At 69.6% G+C, this 21,251-nt stretch carries 21 protein-coding genes; 15 read left to right on the forward strand and 6 right to left on the reverse strand.

Translation table 11 applies throughout. The features are described from left to right. Positions 1-11: 11 nt before the first annotated feature. The gene (locus FOH10_RS09420) at positions 12-581 is read right to left on the reverse strand and encodes a TetR/AcrR family transcriptional regulator (protein ID WP_186000769.1); all 570 of its coding nucleotides are present in this window, start codon (positions 579-581) and stop codon (positions 12-14) included. Positions 582-684: 103 nt separating this feature from the next. Here FOH10_RS09420 and FOH10_RS09425 point away from each other — a divergent pair, with 103 nt between their 5' ends. Together FOH10_RS09425 and FOH10_RS09430 are read left to right on the forward strand one after the other, a co-directional pair. Further along, entirely contained in the window at positions 685-2,136 is a 1,452-nt protein-coding gene (locus FOH10_RS09425; protein WP_143980417.1) for an MFS transporter, read from the forward strand. A gap of 35 nt (positions 2,137-2,171) precedes the next feature. After that, a complete protein-coding gene (locus FOH10_RS09430) occupies positions 2,172-2,690 on the forward strand; it encodes a DoxX family protein (protein WP_143980418.1) in 519 nt (172 codons plus the stop codon). Here FOH10_RS09430 and FOH10_RS09435 read toward each other — a convergent pair. Further along, positions 2,644-3,030 (reverse strand): winged helix-turn-helix transcriptional regulator, encoded by a 387-nt coding sequence (locus tag FOH10_RS09435; protein WP_029928943.1) that lies wholly within the window; start codon positions 3,028-3,030, stop codon positions 2,644-2,646. The two genes, FOH10_RS09430 and FOH10_RS09435, sit on opposite strands and share 47 nt — an antisense overlap. Positions 3,031-3,099: 69 nt before the next feature. Here FOH10_RS09435 and FOH10_RS09440 point away from each other — a divergent pair, with 69 nt between their 5' ends. From FOH10_RS09440 to FOH10_RS09460, 5 genes are all read left to right on the forward strand, one after another. Next, positions 3,100-3,759, forward strand: a complete 660-nt coding sequence (locus FOH10_RS09440) for a nitroreductase family protein (RefSeq protein ID WP_143980419.1) — start codon at positions 3,100-3,102, stop codon at positions 3,757-3,759. Positions 3,760-3,867: 108 nt separating this feature from the next. Beyond that, complete coding sequence (locus FOH10_RS09445; protein ID WP_029928939.1) at positions 3,868-4,830, forward strand: DUF8129 domain-containing protein; 963 nt, start codon at positions 3,868-3,870, stop codon at positions 4,828-4,830. 189 nt (positions 4,831-5,019) lie between these two features. Continuing rightward, positions 5,020-6,081, forward strand: a complete 1,062-nt coding sequence (gene pheS, locus FOH10_RS09450) for a phenylalanine--tRNA ligase subunit alpha (RefSeq protein ID WP_143980420.1) — start codon at positions 5,020-5,022, stop codon at positions 6,079-6,081. Positions 6,082-6,109: 28 nt separating this feature from the next. After that, positions 6,110-8,611 carry a phenylalanine--tRNA ligase subunit beta gene (gene pheT / locus FOH10_RS09455; RefSeq protein ID WP_143980421.1) on the forward strand — a complete coding sequence of 834 codons (2,502 nt, stop codon included), beginning with the start codon at positions 6,110-6,112 and terminating at the stop codon, positions 8,609-8,611. Between the two features lie 535 nt (positions 8,612-9,146). Continuing rightward, positions 9,147-9,920 carry an alpha/beta hydrolase gene (locus tag FOH10_RS09460; RefSeq protein ID WP_043600369.1) on the forward strand — a complete coding sequence of 258 codons (774 nt, stop codon included), beginning with the start codon at positions 9,147-9,149 and terminating at the stop codon, positions 9,918-9,920. On the opposite strand, the gene FOH10_RS09465 is transcribed toward FOH10_RS09460, so the two are convergent. The 3 genes from FOH10_RS09465 to FOH10_RS09475 are packed head-to-tail and all read right to left on the reverse strand — an operon-like array spanning position 9,910 to position 12,130. Continuing rightward, positions 9,910-10,317 carry a RidA family protein gene (locus tag FOH10_RS09465; RefSeq protein ID WP_029928933.1) on the reverse strand — a complete coding sequence of 136 codons (408 nt, stop codon included), beginning with the start codon at positions 10,315-10,317 and terminating at the stop codon, positions 9,910-9,912. The genes FOH10_RS09460 and FOH10_RS09465 overlap by 11 nt on opposite strands. 44 nt (positions 10,318-10,361) lie before the next feature. After that, complete coding sequence (locus tag FOH10_RS09470) at positions 10,362-11,105, reverse strand: IclR family transcriptional regulator (protein WP_143980422.1); 744 nt, start codon at positions 11,103-11,105, stop codon at positions 10,362-10,364. Then, positions 11,102-12,130 carry a sugar kinase gene (locus FOH10_RS09475; protein WP_143980423.1) on the reverse strand — a complete coding sequence of 343 codons (1,029 nt, stop codon included), beginning with the start codon at positions 12,128-12,130 and terminating at the stop codon, positions 11,102-11,104. The genes FOH10_RS09470 and FOH10_RS09475 overlap by 4 nt, the downstream gene beginning before the upstream one ends. A 160-nt stretch (positions 12,131-12,290) precedes the next feature. On the opposite strand from FOH10_RS09475, the gene FOH10_RS09480 reads away from it, so the two are divergent. From FOH10_RS09480 to FOH10_RS09510, 7 genes are all read left to right on the forward strand, one after another. Next, positions 12,291-13,595: a type III PLP-dependent enzyme domain-containing protein gene (locus FOH10_RS09480; protein WP_143980424.1), complete on the forward strand. Its 1,305-nt coding sequence runs from the start codon at positions 12,291-12,293 to the stop codon at positions 13,593-13,595. Further along, positions 13,549-15,210: an N-acyl-D-amino-acid deacylase family protein gene (locus FOH10_RS09485; RefSeq protein ID WP_143980425.1), complete on the forward strand. Its 1,662-nt coding sequence runs from the start codon at positions 13,549-13,551 to the stop codon at positions 15,208-15,210. Before FOH10_RS09480 ends, FOH10_RS09485 begins: the two co-directional genes overlap by 47 nt. Continuing rightward, the gene (locus FOH10_RS09490) at positions 15,207-15,833 is read left to right on the forward strand and encodes a bifunctional 4-hydroxy-2-oxoglutarate aldolase/2-dehydro-3-deoxy-phosphogluconate aldolase (RefSeq protein WP_143980426.1); all 627 of its coding nucleotides are present in this window, start codon (positions 15,207-15,209) and stop codon (positions 15,831-15,833) included. Before FOH10_RS09485 ends, FOH10_RS09490 begins: the two co-directional genes overlap by 4 nt. 3 nt (positions 15,834-15,836) lie before the next feature. Further along, positions 15,837-17,282 carry a GntP family permease gene (locus FOH10_RS09495; RefSeq protein ID WP_143980427.1) on the forward strand — a complete coding sequence of 482 codons (1,446 nt, stop codon included), beginning with the start codon at positions 15,837-15,839 and terminating at the stop codon, positions 17,280-17,282. A gap of 90 nt (positions 17,283-17,372) precedes the next feature. After that, positions 17,373-17,879 carry a PspA/IM30 family protein gene (locus FOH10_RS09500; RefSeq protein WP_143980428.1) on the forward strand — a complete coding sequence of 169 codons (507 nt, stop codon included), beginning with the start codon at positions 17,373-17,375 and terminating at the stop codon, positions 17,877-17,879. 41 nt (positions 17,880-17,920) lie between these two features. After that, positions 17,921-18,958, forward strand: coding sequence for a hypothetical protein (locus FOH10_RS09505; RefSeq protein ID WP_143980429.1), 1,038 nt, complete (start codon positions 17,921-17,923; stop codon positions 18,956-18,958). A gap of 117 nt (positions 18,959-19,075) precedes the next feature. Further along, positions 19,076-19,435, forward strand: coding sequence for a DUF6188 family protein (locus FOH10_RS09510; protein ID WP_143980430.1), 360 nt, complete (start codon positions 19,076-19,078; stop codon positions 19,433-19,435). Positions 19,436-19,469: 34 nt separating this feature from the next. On the opposite strand, the gene FOH10_RS09515 is transcribed toward FOH10_RS09510, so the two are convergent. Then, positions 19,470-19,961, reverse strand: coding sequence for a nitroreductase/quinone reductase family protein (locus tag FOH10_RS09515; RefSeq protein WP_143980431.1), 492 nt, complete (start codon positions 19,959-19,961; stop codon positions 19,470-19,472). 117 nt (positions 19,962-20,078) lie between these two features. Here FOH10_RS09515 and FOH10_RS09520 point away from each other — a divergent pair, with 117 nt between their 5' ends. Further along, complete coding sequence (locus tag FOH10_RS09520; RefSeq protein ID WP_186000771.1) at positions 20,079-21,221, forward strand: alkaline phosphatase family protein; 1,143 nt, start codon at positions 20,079-20,081, stop codon at positions 21,219-21,221. Positions 21,222-21,251 lie beyond the last annotated feature (30 nt).

Below are 21,251 nucleotides of genomic sequence, written 5' to 3' on the forward strand. Positions count from 1 at the left end.
CGAGAGCGCGGTCAGTCGTCGTGTTCGGCGAGATCGGTGACGATCTCGGCGGCCCACTCGGTGCCGAAGCCGTCCCCGGTGATGGCTCCCATGGCGGCCATGTCGATGAGTAGCATGCCGGTGGCCATGAAGCGGCGGGTCTCGGCCACCGACGCGCCGGTCAGGTCGCGGACCAGGTAGTACATCCGGCCGTAGCGGTCGCGGGTCGCGGTGCCGATCTCCGGATCGGAGCTGGCGGCGAAGCCGTGCAGCAGCACCAGGCCGAGTTCGCGTTCGGCGAGGAAGGTGTGGAACGCCTCGCCCATGGCGGCCAGGCGTTCGGCGGGTGCGGCGTCGGGGGCGGCTGCCGCGGCGGCGGTGCGGAAGATCTCCTCGATGCGGTCGCACACGCGCTGCAGCGCGGCCAGGAACAGCTGTCGCTTACCGCCGAACAGGCGGATCACATACGGCTGTGAGACGCCCGCGCGGCGCGCGATCTCATCGGTTCTGGTCGCGGCGTAACCGGATTCGGCGAAGGCTCCGATCGCCGCGGTGAGCACCTGTTCGCCGCGTTCGCTCGCCGTCATCCGGGTCCTGGTCATATTCGCTATCTCCTCCGTCTCGGTATGCCTTGACATGTTATCAGCGGATGCATACTCTTTCGGCAGTAAGTTATCAGTGGATAACAACTTAAGGATCTCGGGTATGTCCTCCACCCTCACCACCGCCCCGGCCGTCGCGCCCCCGGCGCCACCCCGCCCGCTCGCCGCGGTCCTGGCCGCGGTCGGAATTCCCATGTTCATGGTCACGCTCGACAACCTCGTGGTGACCAATGCGCTGCCGGTCATCCGCGCCGAACTCGGCGCATCCCTGACCGACCTGCAGTGGTTCGTGAATGCCTACACGCTGTCGTTCGCGACGCTGCTGCTCACCGCCTCGGCCCTCGGCGACCGGCTGGGCCGCCGCCGCGTCTTCCTGGCCGGTATCACGCTGTTCACCCTCGCCTCGGCGGCCTGTGCGTTGGCCACCGAACCGTGGATGCTGATCGCATCCCGAGCGATCCAGGGCTTCGGGGCGGCGGCGGTGATGCCGCTGTCACTGACCCTGCTGTCGGCGGCGGTCCCGGAACGGATGCGCAGCGCCGCCATCGGCATCTGGGGCGGCATCTCCGGTCTCGGTGTCGCACTCGGCCCGGTGGTGGGCGGCGCCGTGGTGGACGGGCTGAGCTGGCAGTGGATCTTCTGGATCAATGTGCCCGTCGGACTGCTGGCGCTGCCGCTGACGGCCTGGGCGCTGCGCGAATCCTTCGGCGGCGCACGGCGTTCGGATGTGCTGGGACTGGTGCTCTCGGCCGGCGGTGTGCTCGCCGTGGTGTGGGGCGTGATCCACGGGGCCGACGACGGCTGGACCTCGGCCGGGGTGCTCACCGGACTGATCGGCGGTGCGGTGTTGCTGCTGTCGTTCGTGCTGTGGGAGCGGCGCACGCCCGAACCCATGCTGCCGTTGCGGCTGTTCCGGTCGCGCGGGTTCAGTGCGGTGAACGCGACCCTGTTCGCCTTCTCCGTCGGTGTCTTCGGCTCGATCTTCCTGCTGGCGCAGTTCTTCCAGGTGGTGCAGGGACTCTCGCCGCTGGAATCCGGTATCCGCACGCTGCCGTGGACGCTGGCCCCGATGGTGGTGGCGCCGCTGGCCGGACTCGTCGTCGACCGGGTGGGGGCGCGGGTGCTCATCGCGGTGGGCCAGCTGTGCCTGGCGGTGGCGCTGGCCTGGATGGCGCTGGTCACCACCGGGGACGTCGCCTACGCCGCCCTGGTGCCGCCGTTCCTGCTGGGCGGTATCGGTATGGGCCTGACCTTCGCGCCCGCCTCGGCGGTGGTGATGGCCAGCGCCGACCCCGCCGATCAGGGCATGGCCTCCGGCACCAACAACACCATTCGCGAGGTCGGCGTGGCCATGGGCGTGGCGGTGCTGGCGTCGGTCTTCTCCTCCTACGGCTCGTATCTGAGTCCGGACGCCTACACCGACGGACTGGTGCCCGCCGTGTGGGTCGGCGCGGCCATCGTCGCGGTCGGCGGGCTCATCGCCCTGCTGCTGCCCGGCCGCCCCCGCCCCGCGCTCCTCGAAGAGCGCACCCCCGCCGCGGAATTCGCGGCCTGATTCCACCTGCCCACCGATTCGATTGCGAGCGTCTCATGTTCGGAACCCTCATGCTCATGGTCGTCCCGACCCTGGCCTTCCGCCTGCTGGGCGCACTCGGCGTCCGCCGCTTCAGCACCTGGCGGGTGTCCTTCGCCCACGGCCTGGCCGTACTGCTGATGTTCACCGGCGCGGCGCATTTCGCGCCCGACAGTATCGATGTGATGCCGAGCCACGACGACCTGACCACCATGGTCCCGTCGGCCCTGCCGTTCCCCGGTGCCCTGGTCTACGTGACCGGGGTCCTGGAACTGCTCGGCGCGCTGGGGCTGATCGTCACCCGTACCCGCCGCGTCGCGGGCATCGGCCTGGCCGTGCTGTTCGTGCTCATGACCCCCGCGAACATCTACGTGGCGGTGAACGATATTCCGCTCAACGGTGATCCGGCCACACCGCTGTGGTTCCGCCTGCCCGAGCAGATCGTCTACATCGCGGTCGCACTCTGGGCGGCCGGGGTGGCGGTCCCGCTCATTCGGGCGCGGCGTGCGCCCGCCGCGCCCGCTCTATCTCGTTGATATTCCGCTCGGCCCAGTCTCGCAGTGCCGCGATCGGTTCCGCGAGGCTGCGGCCGAGTGCGGTGAGTTCGTACTCGACGCGCGGCGGAATGGTGGGATGCACGGTGCGGGTGACGAACCCGTCGGTTTCGAGCATGCGCAGCGTCTGGGTGAGCATCTTCTGCGAGACCCCGCCGATGCGGCGGCTGAGGTCGGTGTAGCGCATGGTGCCGCGCTCCATGAGCGCGTCCACGATGAGCACGGTCCATTTGCCCGCGATGTGGTCGAGGACCTGTCGGGTCGGGCACTTCTCGGAATAGCAGTCGGCGATCAGTCCCGACGAGTCCACCAGGGTTGTCACCTGTAGGAGAGTAGCGCACCAATTAGTGCCTTCTTCCCAGAAGGCGGTAACTCTCCAATAGTGAGAGACATGACCAACATCATGTCCGTCGCCACGGCCATCCGTACCCGCCGCACCATCCGCCACTACCGCCCGGACCCGGTGTCCGCCGCCGCTCTCGACACCCTGGCCGAACTGGCCATGGAGGCCCCCTCCAGCTGGAATCTCCAGGACCGCTCGCTGGTCGTCGTCACCGATCCGGAGGTCCGGGCGGATCTGGTCCGGGCCACCGACGGGCAGCCGCAGCCGCAGGAGGCCCCCGTCATGCTGGTCTTCGTCGCCGAACCGCAGGCGTGGCGCGCCGACCGCACCGATGTCTTCGACCTCGCCCGCCGCAATGGCGCCTGGACCGAGGAGTTCATCTCCGGATTCGACACGGCGGCAAGCCGATTCCAGCAGTCGCTGGCCGAGCGCGACCTGCTGCGCGAATACGCGATCAAGGACGCCGTGATCGCCGCCACCTACACCATGCTCGCCGCCACCGAACTCGGCCTGGCCACCTCGCCCATGAACGGCTGGGACGAGGATCGGGTCAAGAAGGCCATCGGCATCGACGATCGCGACGACCTCGCCATCGCCCTGCTCATGTCGGTGGGCTATCCCGCGGAGCGGCGTGCCCATCCCGGCCGCCGTCCGGTCACGGCGACGGTGTTCCGCGACCGCTATCCGGCGCGCACCGGCGGCCGATAGGGCCGGATCCGCGGCCCGGCACGACGTTTCGGACGCTACAGCGGGGTAGTCACCAGAGCGGTGCAATGGTGCGCCGATGCGATGTCAACGCGACTAAGGACGAAAACCATGAGCACACGCGACATCACGACCCTGCTGGCCCAGCTGCGTACCGTCCGCGATCTGACCGACACCGAGATCCAGATCGCCGAAACCCGTGTCGCGCAGGCTCGGACAGACGCGGTGCGCCGCGAACTGTCCGAGAACGCCGACAATGCCCGCCGCCGGGTGGAGGCCATCGAATCCGCCATCCGCGAACTCGGCGGCGTGCCGCAGCTGGTCGGTCCCTTCCTCGGTCGGCTCGTCGCCGCGATCAAGGCGCTGGTCGAACAGGCGCAGCCGTTCGACGAGGCGCTGCTCGGCGACCTCGCCCTGGAACACCAGCTCCTCGACCGCGCCCGCTACATCAAGGCCCTGGCCACCGCCGCGCGGCGGCCCGATGTGGTGGCGCTGGCGGATCGACTGATCACCGCGCATTCGGCCACCGTGGAGTGGCTGACCACCGTGCTGGCCGAGGACGCGCTGGGCGGTCCGGCCGCCCTGCGCCGCACCCCGCTGCAGGCGGCCACGGGCGCGACGATGCGGCTGGTCAACGTGCCGGTCACGCTGTCGGTGCGCGGCATCGACCGCGCCCTGGACACCTTCCGCACCACCCCGCCCGCACTCGGCGACCTGCTCGAGCGCGGCCAGCACGCCGGTGATATCGCCGTCCGGACCATCTCGGCCTCCCGTGACGCCGCCCTGGAGACGGCCGAGCGGGTCGCCCGCCGGGAGGGCGCCGACAGCGCCGCCGACGCCCTGCACGCCCTGCGCACCAGCACCGGCGTGCTCGACCCCGACGAACTGCCGATCGACGACTACGAGGAGCTGAACGTCAACCAGGCCGTCGCCGCCATCAAGGAGCTGACCGAACCGGCCGACGTCCGCGCCGTGGTGGCCTACGAGGAGGCGCACAAGAATCGGCACGGCGTGGTCTCCGCGGCCCAGACCCGGCTCGCGGCGATCGCGCAGGATGTGACCGGGCGCAACTGAGCTTCCGGTACCGTCCACCGTCTCTCGACCACCGCGTTCACCCGCGCGGTAGGTGTCCCGCGCCACGTCCGTCGTGGCGCGGGCAAATGCGGGTGAGATGGGCTGCGTGCGTCGCCTAGGATTCCACCAGCAAGAATGTTTGGTGGGCATCCGCCCTACTCGTACCAGCCCAGGGGAGAGACGGACATCGTGGCCGACGATATCGACCGTGCCGAGCAGACCGCGGCATTGAGCGAGGAATCGCTCGCCGCCGCCGCGGAAGCAGCCGAGAAGGCGTTTGCCGCGGCCGCCGACCTGGAGGCACTGGCGGCCGCGAAAACCGAGTACATGGGCGGTAAGTCGCCCATCGCACTGGCACAGCGGTCGCTGGGCACCCTGCCCAAGGAGGAGAAGGCCGACGCGGGCAAGCGCGTCAATGTCGCCCGGCAGCGGGTGTCGCAGGCGTTCGAGGCGCGGCAGCGGGAGCTGCTGGCCGAGCGCGATGCCGCCGTGCTGGTCGCCGAGACCATCGACGTGACGCTGCCCGCGTCGCGCGCGGCGGTCGGCGCACGCCACCCCATCACCGTGCTGTCCGAGCGCGTCGCCGATGTGTTCGTCGGCATGGGCTGGGAGGTCGCCGAGGGCCCGGAGGTCGAGACCGAACACTTCAACTTCGACGCCCTGAACTTCCTGCCGGATCATCCGGCGCGCACCATGCAGGACACCTTCCACATCGCGCCGGAGGGTTCGCGGCAGGTGCTGCGCACGCACACCTCGCCGGTGCAGGTGCGGTCCATGCTCTCGCGCGAGCTGCCCATCTACGTGGTGTGCCCGGGGCGCACCTTCCGCACCGATGAGCTCGACGCCACCCACACCCCGGTGTTCTCGCAGGTCGAGGGTCTGGCCGTGGACAAGGGGCTGACCATGGCGCATCTCAAGGGCACCCTGGACGCCTTCGCGCGGGCGCTGTTCGGCCCGGACACCACCACCCGCATGCGGCCCAGCTTCTTCCCCTTCACCGAACCGTCCGCCGAGGTGGACGTGTGGTTCCCGGACAAGAAGGGCGGGCCGGGCTGGGTCGAGTGGGGCGGCTGCGGCATGGTGAATCCGAAGGTGCTCATCGCCTCCGGCATCGATCCCGACGTGTACTCCGGTTTCGCCTTCGGCATGGGCCTGGAGCGGACCCTGCAGTTCCGCAACGGCCTGCCCGATATGCGCGACATCGTCGAGGGCGACGTGCGGTTCACGCTGCCGTTCGGCATCCAGTCCTGATCCCCGACCCAACGAGGAAAGCGAAAAAGTGCGAGTAGCGCAGTCGTGGCTGACGGAAATCCTGCGGCGGACCACCCCCGAGTGGTCGGTGACGCCGGAGGAACTCGACGCCGGTTTCGTCCGGGTCGGGCTGGAGGTCGAAGAGGTCGATCGGCTGCGGCCGGTCGGCGGCGAGATCGACAAGCCCCTGGTCGTGGGCCGGGTCGCGGAGATCACCGAACTGACCGAGTTCAAGAAGCCGATCCGCTTCTGCAAGGTCGATGTCGGCAATCCGGAGTTGCAGGAGATCATCTGCGGCGCTCGGAATTTCGCCGTCGGCGACCTGGTCGTGGTGGTGCTGCCGGGTGGCGTGCTGCCCGGCGGCTTCCAGATCACGTCGCGGAAGACCTACGGGCACACCAGCAATGGCATGATCTGCTCGGTCGCCGAACTGGGTATCGGCAAGGACCACAGCGGCATCCTGGTGCTCGAACCGGGCACGGCCGAACCGGGCACCGACGCCAATGAGCTGCTCGGCCTGGACGACACCGTCATCGAACTGGCCATCACCCCCGACCGCGGCTACGCCTTCTCGGCGCGCGGCCTGGCGCGCGAACTGGCCTGCGGCTTCGACCTGGAATACGCCGATCCCGCCGTACGCCTGCTGCCCGACGCCGAGGAACCGGCCTGGTCGGTGAAGATCGATCCGGAATCGCTGTGCACCCGGTTCGCGGTGCGCCGCGTCACCGGGGTGGACCCGAAGGCCGTGAGCCCGTGGTGGTTGCAGCGGCGACTGCTGCTCTCGGGCGTGCGGCCCATCTCCCCGGCGGTCGACGTCACCAACTACGTCATGCTGGAACTCGGCCAGCCGCTGCACGCCTTCGACGCCGCCAAGGTCACCGGCGGTTTCGTGGTGCGCCGTGCCAACAAGGGCGAGACGCTGCGCACCCTGGACGAGGCCGAACGCGTCCTCGACGCCGAAGACGTGGTGATCGCCGATGATTCGGGCGTCATCTCGCTCGCGGGCATCATGGGCGGGGCCAGCACCGAGGTCGGTGACGCCACCACCGACGTGATCCTGGAGGCGGCGACCTGGAACCCGGTCGCCATCGCCCGCACCGCGCGCCGCCACAAGCTGGGCTCGGAGGCGAGCCGCCGTTTCGAGCGCGTGGTGGACCCGGAGCTGAACCTCGCCGCGCTGGACCGCGCCGCCACCCTGTTGGCCGAGATCGCCGGTGGCACCGTGGAATCCGTGCTCACCGACGTGCGGGTGCCGACCCCGGCCCCCGCACCCATCGCCATGGACCTGGATCTGGCCGACCGCACCGCGGGCGTCACCTACGAGCCCGGCACCTCCGCGCGTCGCCTCCAGCAGGTGGGCTGCGCCGTGGACGTCGATGTCAGCGAGTCCGGCCACGGTCAGCTGGTGGTCACCCCGCCGAGCTGGCGACCGGATCTGGTGCAGCCGGCCGATCTGGTGGAGGAGGTGCTGCGCCTCGAGGGTCTGGACAAGATCCCGTCGGTGCTGCCCACCGCCCCCGCCGGGCGCGGCCTCACCGCCGATCAGCGCCGCCGCCGTGCCGTGAGCAAGGCGCTGGCCTTCTCCGGGGCCGTGGAGGTGCCGCCGCCGGTCTTCATGTCCGCCACCGTCTTCGACACCTGGGGCCTGGATGCCGACGATTCGCGCCGCACGACACTGAAGGTGCTCAACCCGCTCGACGCCGAGCGCCCCGACCTCGCCTCCACCCTGCTGCCCGGACTGCTGGAGGTCGCCGGTCGCAATATCTCGCGCGGCGCACGGGATATCGCCATCTACGGCATCGCCCAGGTGGTGCTGCCCGGTAGCGAGACCGGAGCCGTCGATCCGCTGCCCGTGGACCGCCGCCCCACCGAAGACGAGATCGGCACCCTGCTGCGCTCGCTGCCCGAGCAGCCGGTGCACATCGCCGCCGTGCTCACCGGTAAGCGCGAACCGCGCGGCCCGTGGGGGCAGGGCCGCCAGGTCGAGGCCGCCGACGCCTTCGCACTGGTCGACGCCATCGCCGACGCCGCCGGAGTGGCGATCGAGCGGCGCACCGCCGCGTACCTGCCCTGGCATCCGGGCCGCTGCGCGGAACTGGTGGTGGACGGCACCGTGGTCGGCCATGCGGGCGAACTGCACCCCGCGGTGCTGGAGCGCTCGGGTCTGCCCCCGCGCACCTGCGCCCTGGAACTCGACCTGGACGCCCTGCCGCTGCGCGAGAACCGGCCCGCCCCCGTGGTTTCCGCCTTCCCGGCAGTCCTGCAGGACGTGTCGGTCAGCGTCGAGAAATCGACCCCGGCCGCCGCCGTGGAATCCGCGCTGCGCACCGGTGCGGGTGACCTGCTCGAGGACATCGCCCTGTTCGACGTCTACGAGGGCGCGCAGGCGGGCGAGGGCCGCAAATCCCTCACCTACGCGCTGCGCTTCCGCGCCCCCGACCGCACCCTCACCGAGGACGAGGCCAGCGCCGCCCGCGACGCCGCCGTCACCGCGGCGGCGGGTGCGGTGGGAGCGGTGCTGCGCAGCTGACACATCGGCAGACGACGGCAGACGACGGCCCGGAATCCGCGTGGATCCGGGCCGTCGTCATCGCGGTGACCTGCAGCGTTCTGCGCGTTTCGCTGTCGTGTCGTCCGGCGATCGCGTATCATGAACGACGTCACCCCGTGTGATGGCTGAGAGGGTCAGGTGCCGCTCCTACGGCACCCGACCCGTGTGGGTTACCTAAACCGACGTATCAGTCGGATCAGGCACACGACCCCGGCGACTGCAGCAGCAGAGGCAAACGATACTACTGCCCAGTCGACCGGGGTTTCCTGTGTGCGGGAATGCTTCCCCATGACCCACCACCTCCTTTCTGGCGGGGCGACGCGGATCAGGCCAGGTCGCCACCCCCCTCGAAAAGAGGTGGCCACACTGTAACTGTGGGTCGAGCGGCCCTGAGACCGTTTGCGGGTACGAACTTTCCAGCCTCCGCGTGTCGGCCGACACCGCCGTACCGGTGTCGGCGGACACTCCGGCGGGCAGCGGAACCGTGGCCCCGACCTCCTGGTAGGAAGAGACCATGCAGCATCCCGCCCGGCCCGTGCTCAATCTGCTCACGTTCCTGCCGCAGCAGCGGCGGATCGAGTTGACGCCCGCGGTGTACGGGACCGATTACGAGGAGTTGCGGCTGCGGACCGGGGACGGCGAGACCATCGACGCGTGGTGGGTGCCCGCGCGGGGAGAACCGGTGGCGCACATACTGTTCGCGCACGGGAACGCGGGGAATATCGGGGACCGGTCGCCGATTCTGGCGCTGCTGTCGCGGGCCGGATTCGATGTGCTGATCTTCGACTATCGCGGATACGGGCGCAGTACCGGCAGGCCGAGCGAGCAGGGCACCTACCTGGACGCTCGGGCCGCCCGGACGGCATTGCTGGAGCGGCCCGGGGTGGACCCGAATCGGATTGTCTACCTGGGGAAGTCGCTGGGCGGCGCGGTGCTGCTGGAACTGGCCACCGCCTATCCGCCCGCCGCGCTGGCGCTGATCTCCACCTTCACCGGATTGCGGGACGCGGCCGCGGCGGTCTACCCGATCCTGCCGAAGCTCTTCGTGCCCGACGCCTACCCGAGTCTGCGCCGTATCCGCAACCTGCGTGCGCCGGTGCTGATCATGCACGGCGACAACGACGAACTGCTGCCCCTGCGCATGGGGGAGCAGTTGTACGCGGCCGCGCCGGAACCCAAACGGCTCGTGGTGTTTCCGGGCGCGGGCCACAACGAGGTGGTGGCGCAACCGGAGTGGGCCGCGACCCTCTCCGCCTGGGTCGCGGCCAGTCTCGGCATCACGCGCTGACGATCGCCACCGCGTCGATCTCCACCAGCATCTCCGCGCGCGGCAGACCGGTGAACACCGTGGTGCGCGCGGGCAGCACATCGCCGGTGGTGTGCGCGGTGACGAAGGCACCGTAGGCGTCGTTCATGATCGCGAAATCCTCGCGCTTGGTGAGGTAGACGCGCAGCATCACCACATCGTCGAAGCTCGCGCCACCGGCCTCCACGATGGCCTTCACGTTGTCGAGGGTGCGGGTGGTCTGGGCGGCGACATCGCCGGGGTACAGGTACTCGTTGGTGACCGGATCCACCGGCCCCTGCCCGGACACCTGCACGAACGGCCCCTTGCGCACCCCCTGGGAGAACGTGTGCGCGGGTGCGGGCGCGGCGGTGGTGCGGATGGCGATCTTCTCACTCATGGTGAACCTTTCGGGTGTCAACGGCTCGGATGTCGATGGTGATGTCACGGGCTCCAGCCGAGTTCGGCGGAGACGGCGTCGGCGGCGGCGCGCACCCGGGGGAGCTGGGCGAGCACCTGATCGTGATCGAGAAGCATGTCCGGCACCGACATGGACAGCGCCGCCACCACCGCCCCGGTGCCGTCGCGGACCGGGACGCCGATGCAGTTGACGAAGCTCTCGTGCTCCTCGTGATCCTCCGCATATCCCTGTGCGGCGACGAGTTCCAGTTCGGTCAGGTAGGCGTCCGGATCGGCGATGGTGCGATCGGTGAACCGTGTGTACTCGATGCCCTCGGCAATGGCCCGCCACCGCGTGCGCGGCTGCGCGGCGACGAGCACCTTGCCGACCGCGGTGCAGTGCAGCGGTGCGGGTCGGCCCACCCGCGAGTACATCCGAACACTCTGTGTCGCATCGAGTTTGTCGATGTAGACCGCCTCACCGGACTCGTAGACCGCGAGGTGGATGGTCTGCCCCGTGGCGGCATTGAGCTCGGTGAGATGCGCTCGCGCGACGGTGCGGATATCTCGGCTCTCCAGCGCATGATTGGCCAGCTCGAACAGTCGTGATCCCAGCCGGTAGCGGTGTTCGGCGTCGTGGGTGACGAATCGCTCGCCCTCCATGGTCTGCAACAGCCGCAGCACCGTCGATTTGTGCACACCCAGCCGAGTGGCCAACTCGTCCAGGGATTTCGAGTCCGCACCCAGTTCGGTGAGGATGGTCAGCGCGCGCTGGAGACTCTGGCTCATGAGGCCACATTCTCGGTCACGACGGCGTCGGGGTAACGCAGTCGGGCCCATTCGGCGGCGTCCAGGGCGGCCAGCGACGCCAATCGGGCCGGTGGCGGGAGTTCGGCGCCGTCGCCCACGGCCGTGAGTGCCGCCGCGGCGCACAGATGTCCGAAGCGCAGCAGGTGCTCGTGCGGTCTGCCCTGGAGCAGCGCGCCCAGATAGCCGCCCGCGAAAGCGTCTCCGGCGCCGATGCGTTCGGTCACGCGCAGGGCGAGGGCGGGCACCTCGAGTCGGCGTTCGCCGAGGAAGCCGATGACCGCGTGCGCGTCGTTCTTGACCACCAGGTGCCGCGGCTGCGGGAACAGTGCGCGCAGCCGATCCGGATCGCCGGTGCCGAAGACCGCCGCGGCCTCGTCGGAGCCGAGGAACACCACATCGGCGCCGCGCACATGCCGGGCCAGCACCTCGGCGGCGTCCACGGTGCGCCGATGCCACAGCGCCGGACGGTAATTCAGATCGAAGCTGAGCAGCCGGTCGCCGCGGGGCCGGGTGAGCAGGGAGTCGGTGAGCGCCGTCGCGGAATCCGAGAGCGCGGTGGTGATGCCGGTGAAGTGGACGACCTCGCAGCCGTCGAGCAGGGCGGCGGCCGCCTCGTGATCGGCGGGGGACAGCGCGCTGGCGGCGGATCCGGTGCGGTAGTACAGCATTCGACTGGCACCGGCCGCCAGATCGCCGGGCGTGCCCGAGCCGCCGCCGCGCTCCTTCACATAGACGGCGGTGGGCCGGTCGGTATCGACGGCCACGGCGGAGACGTCCACGCCGCGCTCGCCCAGATGCCGCACCAGGTACCGGCCGAAGCCGTCGTCGCCGACGCGGGAGATCCAGGCCGTCGGCACCCCGAGTTGGGTCAGCACGGCCGCCACATTGGCCTCGGCGCCGCCCGCCCCGCGCTCGAAGACGGGGGAGTCCTCGAGTGGTCCCGGCTGGGCCACCAGCACGGCCAGTCCCTCGCCCACGGTCACCGCCCGCGGCCGGTTCGGCATAGGCCAGATCACACGAACTCCCTTCGAACCCTTGCGGCTTTCGGCCATCCCGTGCAGACTAACCACCACTTACACATTACGCAACAAGCGTTGCGAAATATGCAATGCATAGCGGCTATCTCGCCGCCCGCCGCGAACCGTGAATACCGAAGGGAGTTCCGTGGCCATCGACAAGGACGCCGTCGCCGCGCTGGACGAGCGCAGGCTGGGTCCGGAACACAAGTCCCTCCCGCCCACCGCGTGGGGGCTGACCGTGCGCGAATACCTGGACACCGCACCGCATCTCGACGACCTCGCCACTCCGCTCCTGAGCGTGGACGCCGCGGCCATGGAATCGAACCTCGCCGTCATGGCCGACTGGACCCGCGCCGCCGGGGTACGACTGGCCCCGCACGGCAAGACCACCATGGCCCCGCGCCTGTGGGAGCGGCAGCTCACCGCCGGAGCGTGGGGGATCACCCTGGCCACTGGCTGGCAGGCGCAGGTGGCCCGCGCCTTCGGTGTGGAGCGCATCCTGCTGGCCAATGCCCTGGTCGATCCGGTCGCGCTGCACTGGGTGGCGGCGGAGCTGGCGACCCATCCGGATGTCGAATTCCTGTGCTGGGCCGACAGTGTCGCCACCGTCGAACTCATGGACCGCGTTCTGGAGTCCGCCCCGTACACCGATCGGCTCACCGTCCTGGTCGAACTGGGCGGACCGCACGGGCGCACCGGGGCGCGTTCGGTGCGGGGCGGATTCGAGATCGCCGCGGCGATCAGCGCGTCGAAGCGGCTGCGCCTCGGCGGCGTCGGCGGCTACGAGGGCGCCCTCGCCCACGATCGAACCGACGGTGCGCTGGCAGCGGTGCACCGCTACCTCGACGATCTGGCCCGTCTGCACGGTGAGATCGCCGCGGCCGGACTGTATCCGGGCGCGGCCGTGATCACCGCGGGCGGCAGCGCCTACCCGGAACTGGTGGTCGAACACCTCGCCGGACTCGCGGACGAGGACGGCGCACGCGGCGTCGCGACCACGGTGGTGCTGCGCTCCGGTGCGTACCTGATCCACGATGACGGCTTCTACGCCGGAATCTCCCCGCTCGCCGCGGGCCACACCGAGCGCCCGCTGCGCTCGGCCATGCACGGGTGGGCGCGCACCGTCTCCCGGCCGGAACCGGAGTTGGCGCTGCTCGATGCCGGCAAGCGCGATCTCCCGTTCGATGAGGGGCTGCCGGTCCCGCAGCGCATCGCGGGACCGGCAGTGCGCGCACTGCCCGCCGGGGCCACGGTGTCGGCGCTCAACGACCAGCACACCTTCTTGCGACTGCCCGGCGCTGCGCCGCACGAGGTGCCGGTCGGCAGCGTGGTGCGGCTGGGGCTGTCGCATCCCTGCACCGCCTTCGACAAGTGGCGGCTCATACCCGTGATCGACGATGCCGATGCCGAACGGCCTCGCGTGGTCGATCTGCTGCACACCTACTTCTGAGGCGACCGTGTCCGAACTGCTGATTCGCGATATCGACATCATCGACGGGACGGGCGCGCCGCGCCGGCGCGGCGACGTCCTGGTCGACGGCGGCCGCATCACCGCACTCGCCGAACCCGGCTCGATCGCCGCCGCCGACCGGGTGGTGCAGGGTGAATCCCTGGTGCTCACACCGGGTTTCATCGATATGCACGCCCACTCGGATCTGCACCTGCTCACCGATCCGGGCCACTTCCCCAAACTCAGTCAGGGGGTGACCACCGAGGTGATCGGACAGGACGGCCTGTCCTACGCTCCCGTCGACGGGCCCACCCTCGATATCGTGCGTCGCCAGATCGCCGGGTGGAACGGCGACCCGGATCTCGACTTCGACTGGCGCACGGTGGGGGAGTACCTGGACCGGCTGGACCGGGGCATCACCCCCAATGCCGCCTACCTGGTGCCGCAGGGCACGCTGCGGCTGCTCGTCGTCGGCCCGGAACAGCGGCCCGCCACGCCCACCGAGATCGACATCATGCGCGAGCTGCTCGCACGCAGCCTGGCCGAGGGCGCGGTCGGCATGTCCAGCGGCCTCACCTATACGCCCGGAATGTACGCCGACACCGACGAATTGGCGGCCCTGTGCGAGGTGGTCGCGGCAGCGGGCGGCTTCTACGCGCCGCACACCCGCTCCTACGGCAGGGGCGCACTGGCCGCCTACGCCGAGATGATCGGGTTGGCCCGGCGCACCGGCTGCGCGGTGCACCTCACCCACGCCACCATGAACTTCGGCGAGAATCGCGGGCGCGCACCGGAACTGCTCGCCATGATCGACGACGCACTGGCCGCGGGCTGCGATATCAGCCTCGACACGTACCCGTATCTACCCGGCTCCACCACGCTGTCGGCGCTGCTGCCGAGCTGGGTCATGTCCGGCGGGCCGGATGCCGCGCTGGCCCGCATCGCCGACCCGGTCCAGCGGGTGCGCATCGCCGCCGACGTCACCGTGAACGGCTCGGACGGTTGCCACGGCGTGACCGTCGACTGGGACACCATCCAGCTCAGCGGCGTGCGCAACCCCGAACTCGGAGCGTACGTCGGCCGCACCGTCAGCGAGATCGCCGTCGACCGCGACCTGCCGCCGGTGGCGGTGTTCTTCGACCTGCTGACCCGAGACCAGTTGGGCACCACCATTCTTCAGCATGTCGGCCACGAGGAGAACGTGCGCGCCATCATGCGCCACCCGCGTCACATGGGCGGCAGTGACGGCCTGCTCGTCGGTGAGCGGCCGCATCCCCGGGCGTGGGGCACCTTCCCGCGCTACCTCGGGCACTATGTGCGCGAACTCGGGCACCTGGAACTCGAGGACTGCGTCAACCACCTCACCGGACGGCCCGCCGAGCGGCTGCGACTGCGCGACCGCGGGCTCATCCGTGCCGGGTACGCCGCCGATCTGGTGATCTTCGATCCGGCCACCATTGCCGACACCGCCACCTTCGACGAGCCGAAACAGCAGGCGCGCGGCATCTCCCACGTCCTCGTCAACGGCGTCTTCGCCCTCGACGGCGGGACACCCACCGGCGCGCTGGCCGGTCGCGCGCTGCGCATGAATTCCGAGCGGAAGGAGACCCGGTGACCACCGCCCTGGAGGTGATCCGCACCGATCGCGTCTTGACGGTCGTGCGCGCGCCCGAGATCCCCGATCCGCTCGCACTCGCGGATACCCTGGCGGGGGCTGGAATTCGAGCACTGGAACTCACCTTCACCACCCCCGGCGTGCTGGACTGCCTGCGCAAGGCCGCCGAGTCCGCGCATGCGGTGGTGGGTGCGGGCACGGTGCTCACCGCCGACCAGGCCGAGGCCGCCATCGACAGCGGCGCGCGCTTCCTGGTGACGCCCGGACTGCGCTCCGCCGTCGCCGCGGTGGCCGTGCGGCGCGACATCCCGGTCGTCATGGGCGCTTTCACACCCAGCGAGGTCATGGCCGCACTCGATCTGGGCGCGGCGGCGGTGAAGATCTTCCCCGCCCGCGCCCTCGGGCCGGGCTATCTGAAGGATCTGCGCGGCCCCTTCCCGGAGGCGGATCTCATTCCCTCCGGTGGCGTCAACGCGGCCAATGCCGCCGATTTCCTCGCGCACGGCGCGGTGGCCGTCACGGCCGGAACCGATGTCGTCGCACCCTCCGATGTCGCCGCGGGCCGCTGGTCCGCCATCGCCTCGCGCGCGGCCTCGTTCGTTCGATCCCTTGAAGTGAGGTAACCCATGGGCGCCACCGTCGACTGGCTGCGCACCACCACCCCCGGGCTGCTGGTGCTGTGCGGGCTCGCCATCGCCGTGCTGCTGCTCGCGATCATCCGGTTCAAGCTCGAGCCGTTCATCGCCCTGCTGCTCACCGGCCTCGGCCTGGCCCTGGCCGCCGGACTGCCGGTCTCCACCATTGTCGGAACACCGTTGAAAGCCGGGGAATCCCTGCTGGAGACGGGATTCGGCGGCATTCTCGGCCATATCGCGGTCATCATCGGCCTCGGCACCGTGCTCGGTGCGATCCTGGAACGCTCCGGCGGCGCGGACGTGCTCACCGAGAAACTGCTGAAACTCTTCGGCGACAGGGGCGCTCCCATCGCCATGGGCCTGCTCGGCCTCATCTTCGGCATTCCGGTGTTCTTCGACGTGGGCATCTTCGTCCTCGCGCCGCTGGTGTACGTGGCCGCCACACGCGGGGCTCGGTCACTGGTGCTGTACGCCATGCCCATGCTGGCGGGCCTGTCCATGACACACGCCTTCCTGCCGCCGCATCCGGGGCCGGTCGCCCTGGGCGGCCTGCTCGGGGTCAGCCTGGGCTGGCTCATTCTGATCGGATTCGTCTGCGGCATCCCGGGATTCATCGCGGCGGGCATCGTGTGGGGCGGCTGGATCGGCAAGCGCGTGCACGTCGAGGTGCCCGCGGACTTCCTGGTGCGGCCGCGTCAGTCGGCCGCCGGGGAGGGGCCTGGTACCGCGACCGATCCGAAAACCGGTGTGCTGGAACAGAAAGCGCCCTCCGTCGCGCTCATCGGGGCCATTATCGCCGTACCGCTGCTGCTCATTCTGGGCGCGACCTTCGGCAGCCAGATTCTCGACGACGGCTCGCGTGCGCTGGCCGTGCTGACCTTCCTGGGCACGCCCGCCGTCGCACTGCTGGTCGCGGTGCTCATCGCCTTCTACGTGCTCGGCATCCGGCGCGGGTCCAGCGTGCAGGAACTGGGTGTGCTCACCGGAGAATCGCTGCGGCCCATCGGCATGCTGCTGCTGGTCGTCGGCGCGGGCGCGTTCTTCGGAAAGGTCATCTCCGCCACCGGAATCGGCGCGGCCCTGGCCGACACCATGTCCGCGGCCGGGCTGCCCGTCATCGTGCTGGCCTACCTGATCAGCTGCGGGCTGCGCATCGCGCAGGGATCGGCGACGGTGGCCATCGTCACCACCGGCGGCATCGTCGCCCCGCTGCTGGCCGACCAGGGATACTCGCAGCTGGCGCTGGCGCTCATCGCCATGGCCATCGCGGCGGGTTCCATCATCCTCAGCCACGTCAACGACGGCGGGTTCTGGATCATCGCCAAGTACTTCAACCTGACCGTCAAGCAGACGCTGCAAACCTGGACGGTGCTCGAGACGGTGCTTTCGGTGGTGAGTTTCGCGGTCGCGGGCCTGCTGTTCGCGCTCCTCGCCTGAGGCGTTCGACGGTGGTCGATGGCGGCGGGAACCAGAGCCCGCCGCTATTACTTCGCGCCGAATGTCCGATTCGGTGCGTAACCTGGCTCTATGACTGATGCCGGTGAACTCGCGAGAGCCCTCTCGGGCCTGTCCGATGCCGACGTGGCCGCCGTTGTGGCCGCCGCCACCGATGGTCGCGCCGCCCTGGGGGCGCTGCACGAGGTGGCGGCCTCACTGGCCGCGACCACCGGTCATGTGCCGGTCGCGGTGGGTGTGAGTACGGACACTCAGATTGGCGCGAACTATCCACAGCCTGACGCGCCGGGGGCGTTCGGGCAGGTCGGGGCCGCTCCTGTGACCGCAGGCATACCGGAGCCGACGCCGGGTATCGAAGCGGTCGGGGGCTATTCGCCCGGTGGAGTCCCTACTTTCGAGTCAGTTCGCGATAAGGTCGAGCAGCGCTACGGCACCGCGCGGGGGATGGGCGAATTGGATCGGCAGACACCTGTGGGCCGCAGCGTCGCCGAACAGTGGGATGCGCGGGAGAAGGCCGCGCGGGAACGCCTCGAGCAGATCCGGAAATCGGTCCACGAACAGGACTCCGATCAACCGTAGTCTGCGCGGGCGGTCCCGGATCAGCAGATGGGTGGAAGCCGATGACCGAGCCGCGTGAGATCGCAGAACGACTCCTGGACGCCCAGGTCGAATACCTTGTCGGAGAAGTGAGCGGCGACCGGTTCGCCGAGGTGGTCGCCCGCGATGTGGAGGCAGTGCTCGGTGTCGCCGACACCATGGTCTTCCGCGAGGTCGTCGGAATCGACGAGGCCAAGCAGACCGTCGCCACTGTGATCAACCTGATCGGCGGCAGCCCCGTGCTGCGGGATCTGGTGAGCGTCTTCGCCGACTCCATCTACGACAATATCGCCGAGAACAACGAGTACACCCTCGGTGACGTGGTGGACCGCGAACCCGTCGAACAGTTGCTGGAGAAGATCTTCGGCATGCACCAGGCGCAGGAGCGGATTCTGGAGCGGCTCACCGAGAGTCCGCTCATCGCCACTGTGGCCTCGAAGTTCGTGGACAAGCTGATCAACGACTTCATGGAGTCCAATCGGCAGATGGCGGGCAAGATCCCGGGTGTGGGATCGCTGGTGTCGCTGGGCACCTCGGCCGCCAAGCAGGCGCGCAAGGCCGCCGAGAAGGCCGCCGGTGACGGCACCTTCCTCGGCGAAATGGCCGGTAAGGGAGCGCAATTCGCGCTGAAGCGCACCAACAACGCGATTCGCGAGATGTTGCGCGACGCGCCCGTGCACGACGCCGCCATGGAATTCTGGGATCTGCACGCCGGGGAGCCGGTGAGCGGTCTGCGCGAATACCTCTCGCAGCAGGAACTGCGCGAACTGGCCGTGATCATCTACCAGATCGCGCTCACCACCCGCGAGAAGGAGTACTTCGGGCTGCTCGTCGACGAATGCGTGGACGTGTTCTTCACCAAGTACGGCGATCACACCCTCGCCGCCATGCTGCCCGAACTCGGACTCTCGGGCGAGGACATCGCCGGGGAGATCCTGCGCTACGGTCCGGCGGTCATCGAGCAGGCCAAGCGAAACGGTGTGCTGTCCAAGCTGATTCGCGAGCGGCTGGAGCCGTTCTTCCTGTCCGAGCAGGTGCTGGGCATTCTCGCCGACGCCTGACCGGAGTGCGACGGCTCACAGTCGCGGCCGCGCTATGAGGCCGCGCACGGACCGGAGCGCCCCCGGCGCACCGGTCCGCCCCTCGGGCACAGTGGACACAGAGCCCGAGGAGGAAACATGGAACTGCCGATCACCGGCCGGAACCTGTGCGTACTGTCGACGGAGCCACTGCTCGCCCTCGGCGTGGGCGAATACGAACTGCACATCGGCGGCGAACTCGCCGTGGAAACATCCAACGGCATCGAACACTTCGTCGTCGGCGACCCGTCCCGCGACAACGGTGACCTGGTGGTCCTGCTCGACGGTGTGATCACCACGGCCACCGTCCCCGACTCCGGCGGCCTCCACCTCACCCTGGATACCGGCCGCACGGTGGTGATCGAGCCGGACCGGTACTTCGAGGCATGGTCGCTCACGGGCCCGAACTACCTGGCCGTCTCCATGCCGGGCGGCGAACTCGCGGTCTGGTCCACCTGAACGGTGGCCTGACCGTACTCGTGCCGTGCGGCACTCAGTCCGTACGGCGCAGCACCGCGATGGGGAAGCGGCGCGGGCTCAGGGCCTGGTAGGTGGCGAAGTTGGGGTAGCCGGCCACCAGGGTGCGCCAGTGTCGGTCGTACTCCGCCTCGTCCTCGACCAGGCGCACCGCGACCGGCCACGTCTCCGGTCCGACCTGCACCTGTGCCGTGCCCGCGGCCATGAGGTTCTTCCACCAGTTCGGCTCGCCCGGGTTGCCGCCGTTGGAACCACAGACCAGCAGGTCGTCGCCGTCGCGGACGAGCATGAGCATGACCGGGCGGGGCTCGCCGGACTTGCGGCCGGGCACGGTCAGGCGGAAGACCGGTTTGCCCTCGAGGGTGGTGAAGCGGGAGCCGCCGAAACGGGTGTAGAGCCTGCCGTGCAGTCGCGCGTAGAACCGCGTCACCGGCCCGAGGCGGGTGCTCGCGAAGTGGTTGAACCGTCCGGTCAGCCGGAGCGGGACGTCGGATTGCTTGTCTGCCATACCTGTTCCTCGTGCCGGTGGCGTTGACGCACTTACCCTACCGACTGCTTGGTAGTCCGTCAGCGTCGGTCGCGGCCATCCTTGCCCGCCGTCTGTGATCTTGGGATGGTGGGAGGCGTGTTCACTGTGCCGCGCTACGGACAGGCATCGCTGTCCGATCTGTTCCCTTCGCTCCTGGCCGGGTTGGGAATTCCGGGGGAGACCGACCGGCTCGGACTGCGATTGGACGCGCGGCGCGTGTGCGTCCTGCTGATCGACGGGCTGGGCTCCGAACAGTTGGCCGAGCATGCCGATGTCGCGCCATTCCTGGCCAGCGCCGATCCTCGGAGCCTGACCGCCGGATTCCCGACCACGACCACGACCAGCCTGACATCCCTGGGTGTCGGCGTGCCGCCGGGGGAGCACGGTCTGGTGGGGTACCTGCTGCGGGTGCCCGGACACGATCGGTTGATGACGCCGCTGAAGTGGGGCCTGTTCGGTGCCGGGCCGAAGGTCGATCTGCTGAAGGAACTGTCCCCCGAGGAATTCCAGCCCCGGGCGACGGTGTTCGAGCGGGCCGCGGCGGCCGGGGTCGCGGTCACCCAGGTCGGGCCGATATTCCAGGCCGGATCGGGATTGACCCGGGCGGCCTTCCGCGGCAGCGACTTCCGCTTCGACGTCTCCCTGGGCGATCTGGTGGACGGCGCGCTCACCGCGCTGCGACAGGGCGACCGCTCCCTGGTCTACGCCTACCACGCCGACCTGGACACCACCGGCCACGTGCGCGGTCCGGGCTCACCGGCGTGGAAATTCGAGCTGACCAATGTCGATCGCGCCGCGCAGGCCATCGCCGAACGACTGCCCGCGGACGCCGCGCTGCTGGTCACCGCCGACCACGGCATGGTGGAGGTCGACGAGCGCATCGACTTCGACACCGATCCGGCCCTGGCCGACGGCGTCGGCGATCTGGGCGGCGAACCCCGCGCCCGCCACGTCTACACCCTGGACGCCGCGGCCCCGGACGTCGCCGCCGCCTGGTCCGAACTCCTCGGTGACCGGTTCGACGTGGTGCTGCGCGCGGATGCCATCCAGCGCGGGTGGTTCGGTCCGGTCATCGCTCCGGAGAGTTTCGACCGCATCGGCGATCTGGTCGTGGTGGCCCGTCAGCGCGCGGGCATCGTGCGGTCGGCCGTCGAACCGCTGCAATCGGGCATGGTCGGCCATCACGGCTCGCTGACCTCGGCCGAAATGCATGTTCCGCTGCTGGTGTTCCGGCCCTGAACCGACCTCACGGGTCGGATCGGGCACCCA

The organism is Nocardia otitidiscaviarum, assembly GCF_007362295.1.
Lineage (GTDB): Bacteria > Actinomycetota > Actinomycetes > Mycobacteriales > Mycobacteriaceae > Nocardia > Nocardia otitidiscaviarum.

What these genes read in the sequence shown, in the direction of transcription:
- FOH10_RS09420 (WP_186000769.1), bottom strand. Translation starts at nt 581, where the DNA reads ATGACCAGGACCCGGATGACGGCGAGCGAACGCGGCGAACAGGTGCTC.
- FOH10_RS09425 (WP_143980417.1), top strand. Translation starts at nt 685, where the DNA reads ATGTCCTCCACCCTCACCACCGCCCCGGCCGTCGCGCCCCCGGCGCCA.
- FOH10_RS09430 (WP_143980418.1), top strand. Translation starts at nt 2,172, where the DNA reads ATGTTCGGAACCCTCATGCTCATGGTCGTCCCGACCCTGGCCTTCCGC.
- FOH10_RS09440 (WP_143980419.1), top strand. Translation starts at nt 3,100, where the DNA reads ATGACCAACATCATGTCCGTCGCCACGGCCATCCGTACCCGCCGCACC.
- FOH10_RS09445 (WP_029928939.1), top strand. Translation starts at nt 3,868, where the DNA reads ATGAGCACACGCGACATCACGACCCTGCTGGCCCAGCTGCGTACCGTC.
- FOH10_RS09460 (WP_043600369.1), top strand. Translation starts at nt 9,147, where the DNA reads ATGCAGCATCCCGCCCGGCCCGTGCTCAATCTGCTCACGTTCCTGCCG.
- FOH10_RS09465 (WP_029928933.1), bottom strand. Translation starts at nt 10,317, where the DNA reads ATGAGTGAGAAGATCGCCATCCGCACCACCGCCGCGCCCGCACCCGCG.
- FOH10_RS09470 (WP_143980422.1), bottom strand. Translation starts at nt 11,105, where the DNA reads ATGAGCCAGAGTCTCCAGCGCGCGCTGACCATCCTCACCGAACTGGGT.
- FOH10_RS09475 (WP_143980423.1), bottom strand. Translation starts at nt 12,130, where the DNA reads ATGCCGAACCGGCCGCGGGCGGTGACCGTGGGCGAGGGACTGGCCGTG.
- FOH10_RS09485 (WP_143980425.1), top strand. Translation starts at nt 13,549, where the DNA reads ATGCCGAACGGCCTCGCGTGGTCGATCTGCTGCACACCTACTTCTGAG.
- FOH10_RS09495 (WP_143980427.1), top strand. Translation starts at nt 15,837, where the DNA reads ATGGGCGCCACCGTCGACTGGCTGCGCACCACCACCCCCGGGCTGCTG.
- FOH10_RS09500 (WP_143980428.1), top strand. Translation starts at nt 17,373, where the DNA reads ATGACTGATGCCGGTGAACTCGCGAGAGCCCTCTCGGGCCTGTCCGAT.
- FOH10_RS09505 (WP_143980429.1), top strand. Translation starts at nt 17,921, where the DNA reads ATGACCGAGCCGCGTGAGATCGCAGAACGACTCCTGGACGCCCAGGTC.
- FOH10_RS09510 (WP_143980430.1), top strand. Translation starts at nt 19,076, where the DNA reads ATGGAACTGCCGATCACCGGCCGGAACCTGTGCGTACTGTCGACGGAG.
- FOH10_RS09515 (WP_143980431.1), bottom strand. Translation starts at nt 19,961, where the DNA reads ATGGCAGACAAGCAATCCGACGTCCCGCTCCGGCTGACCGGACGGTTC.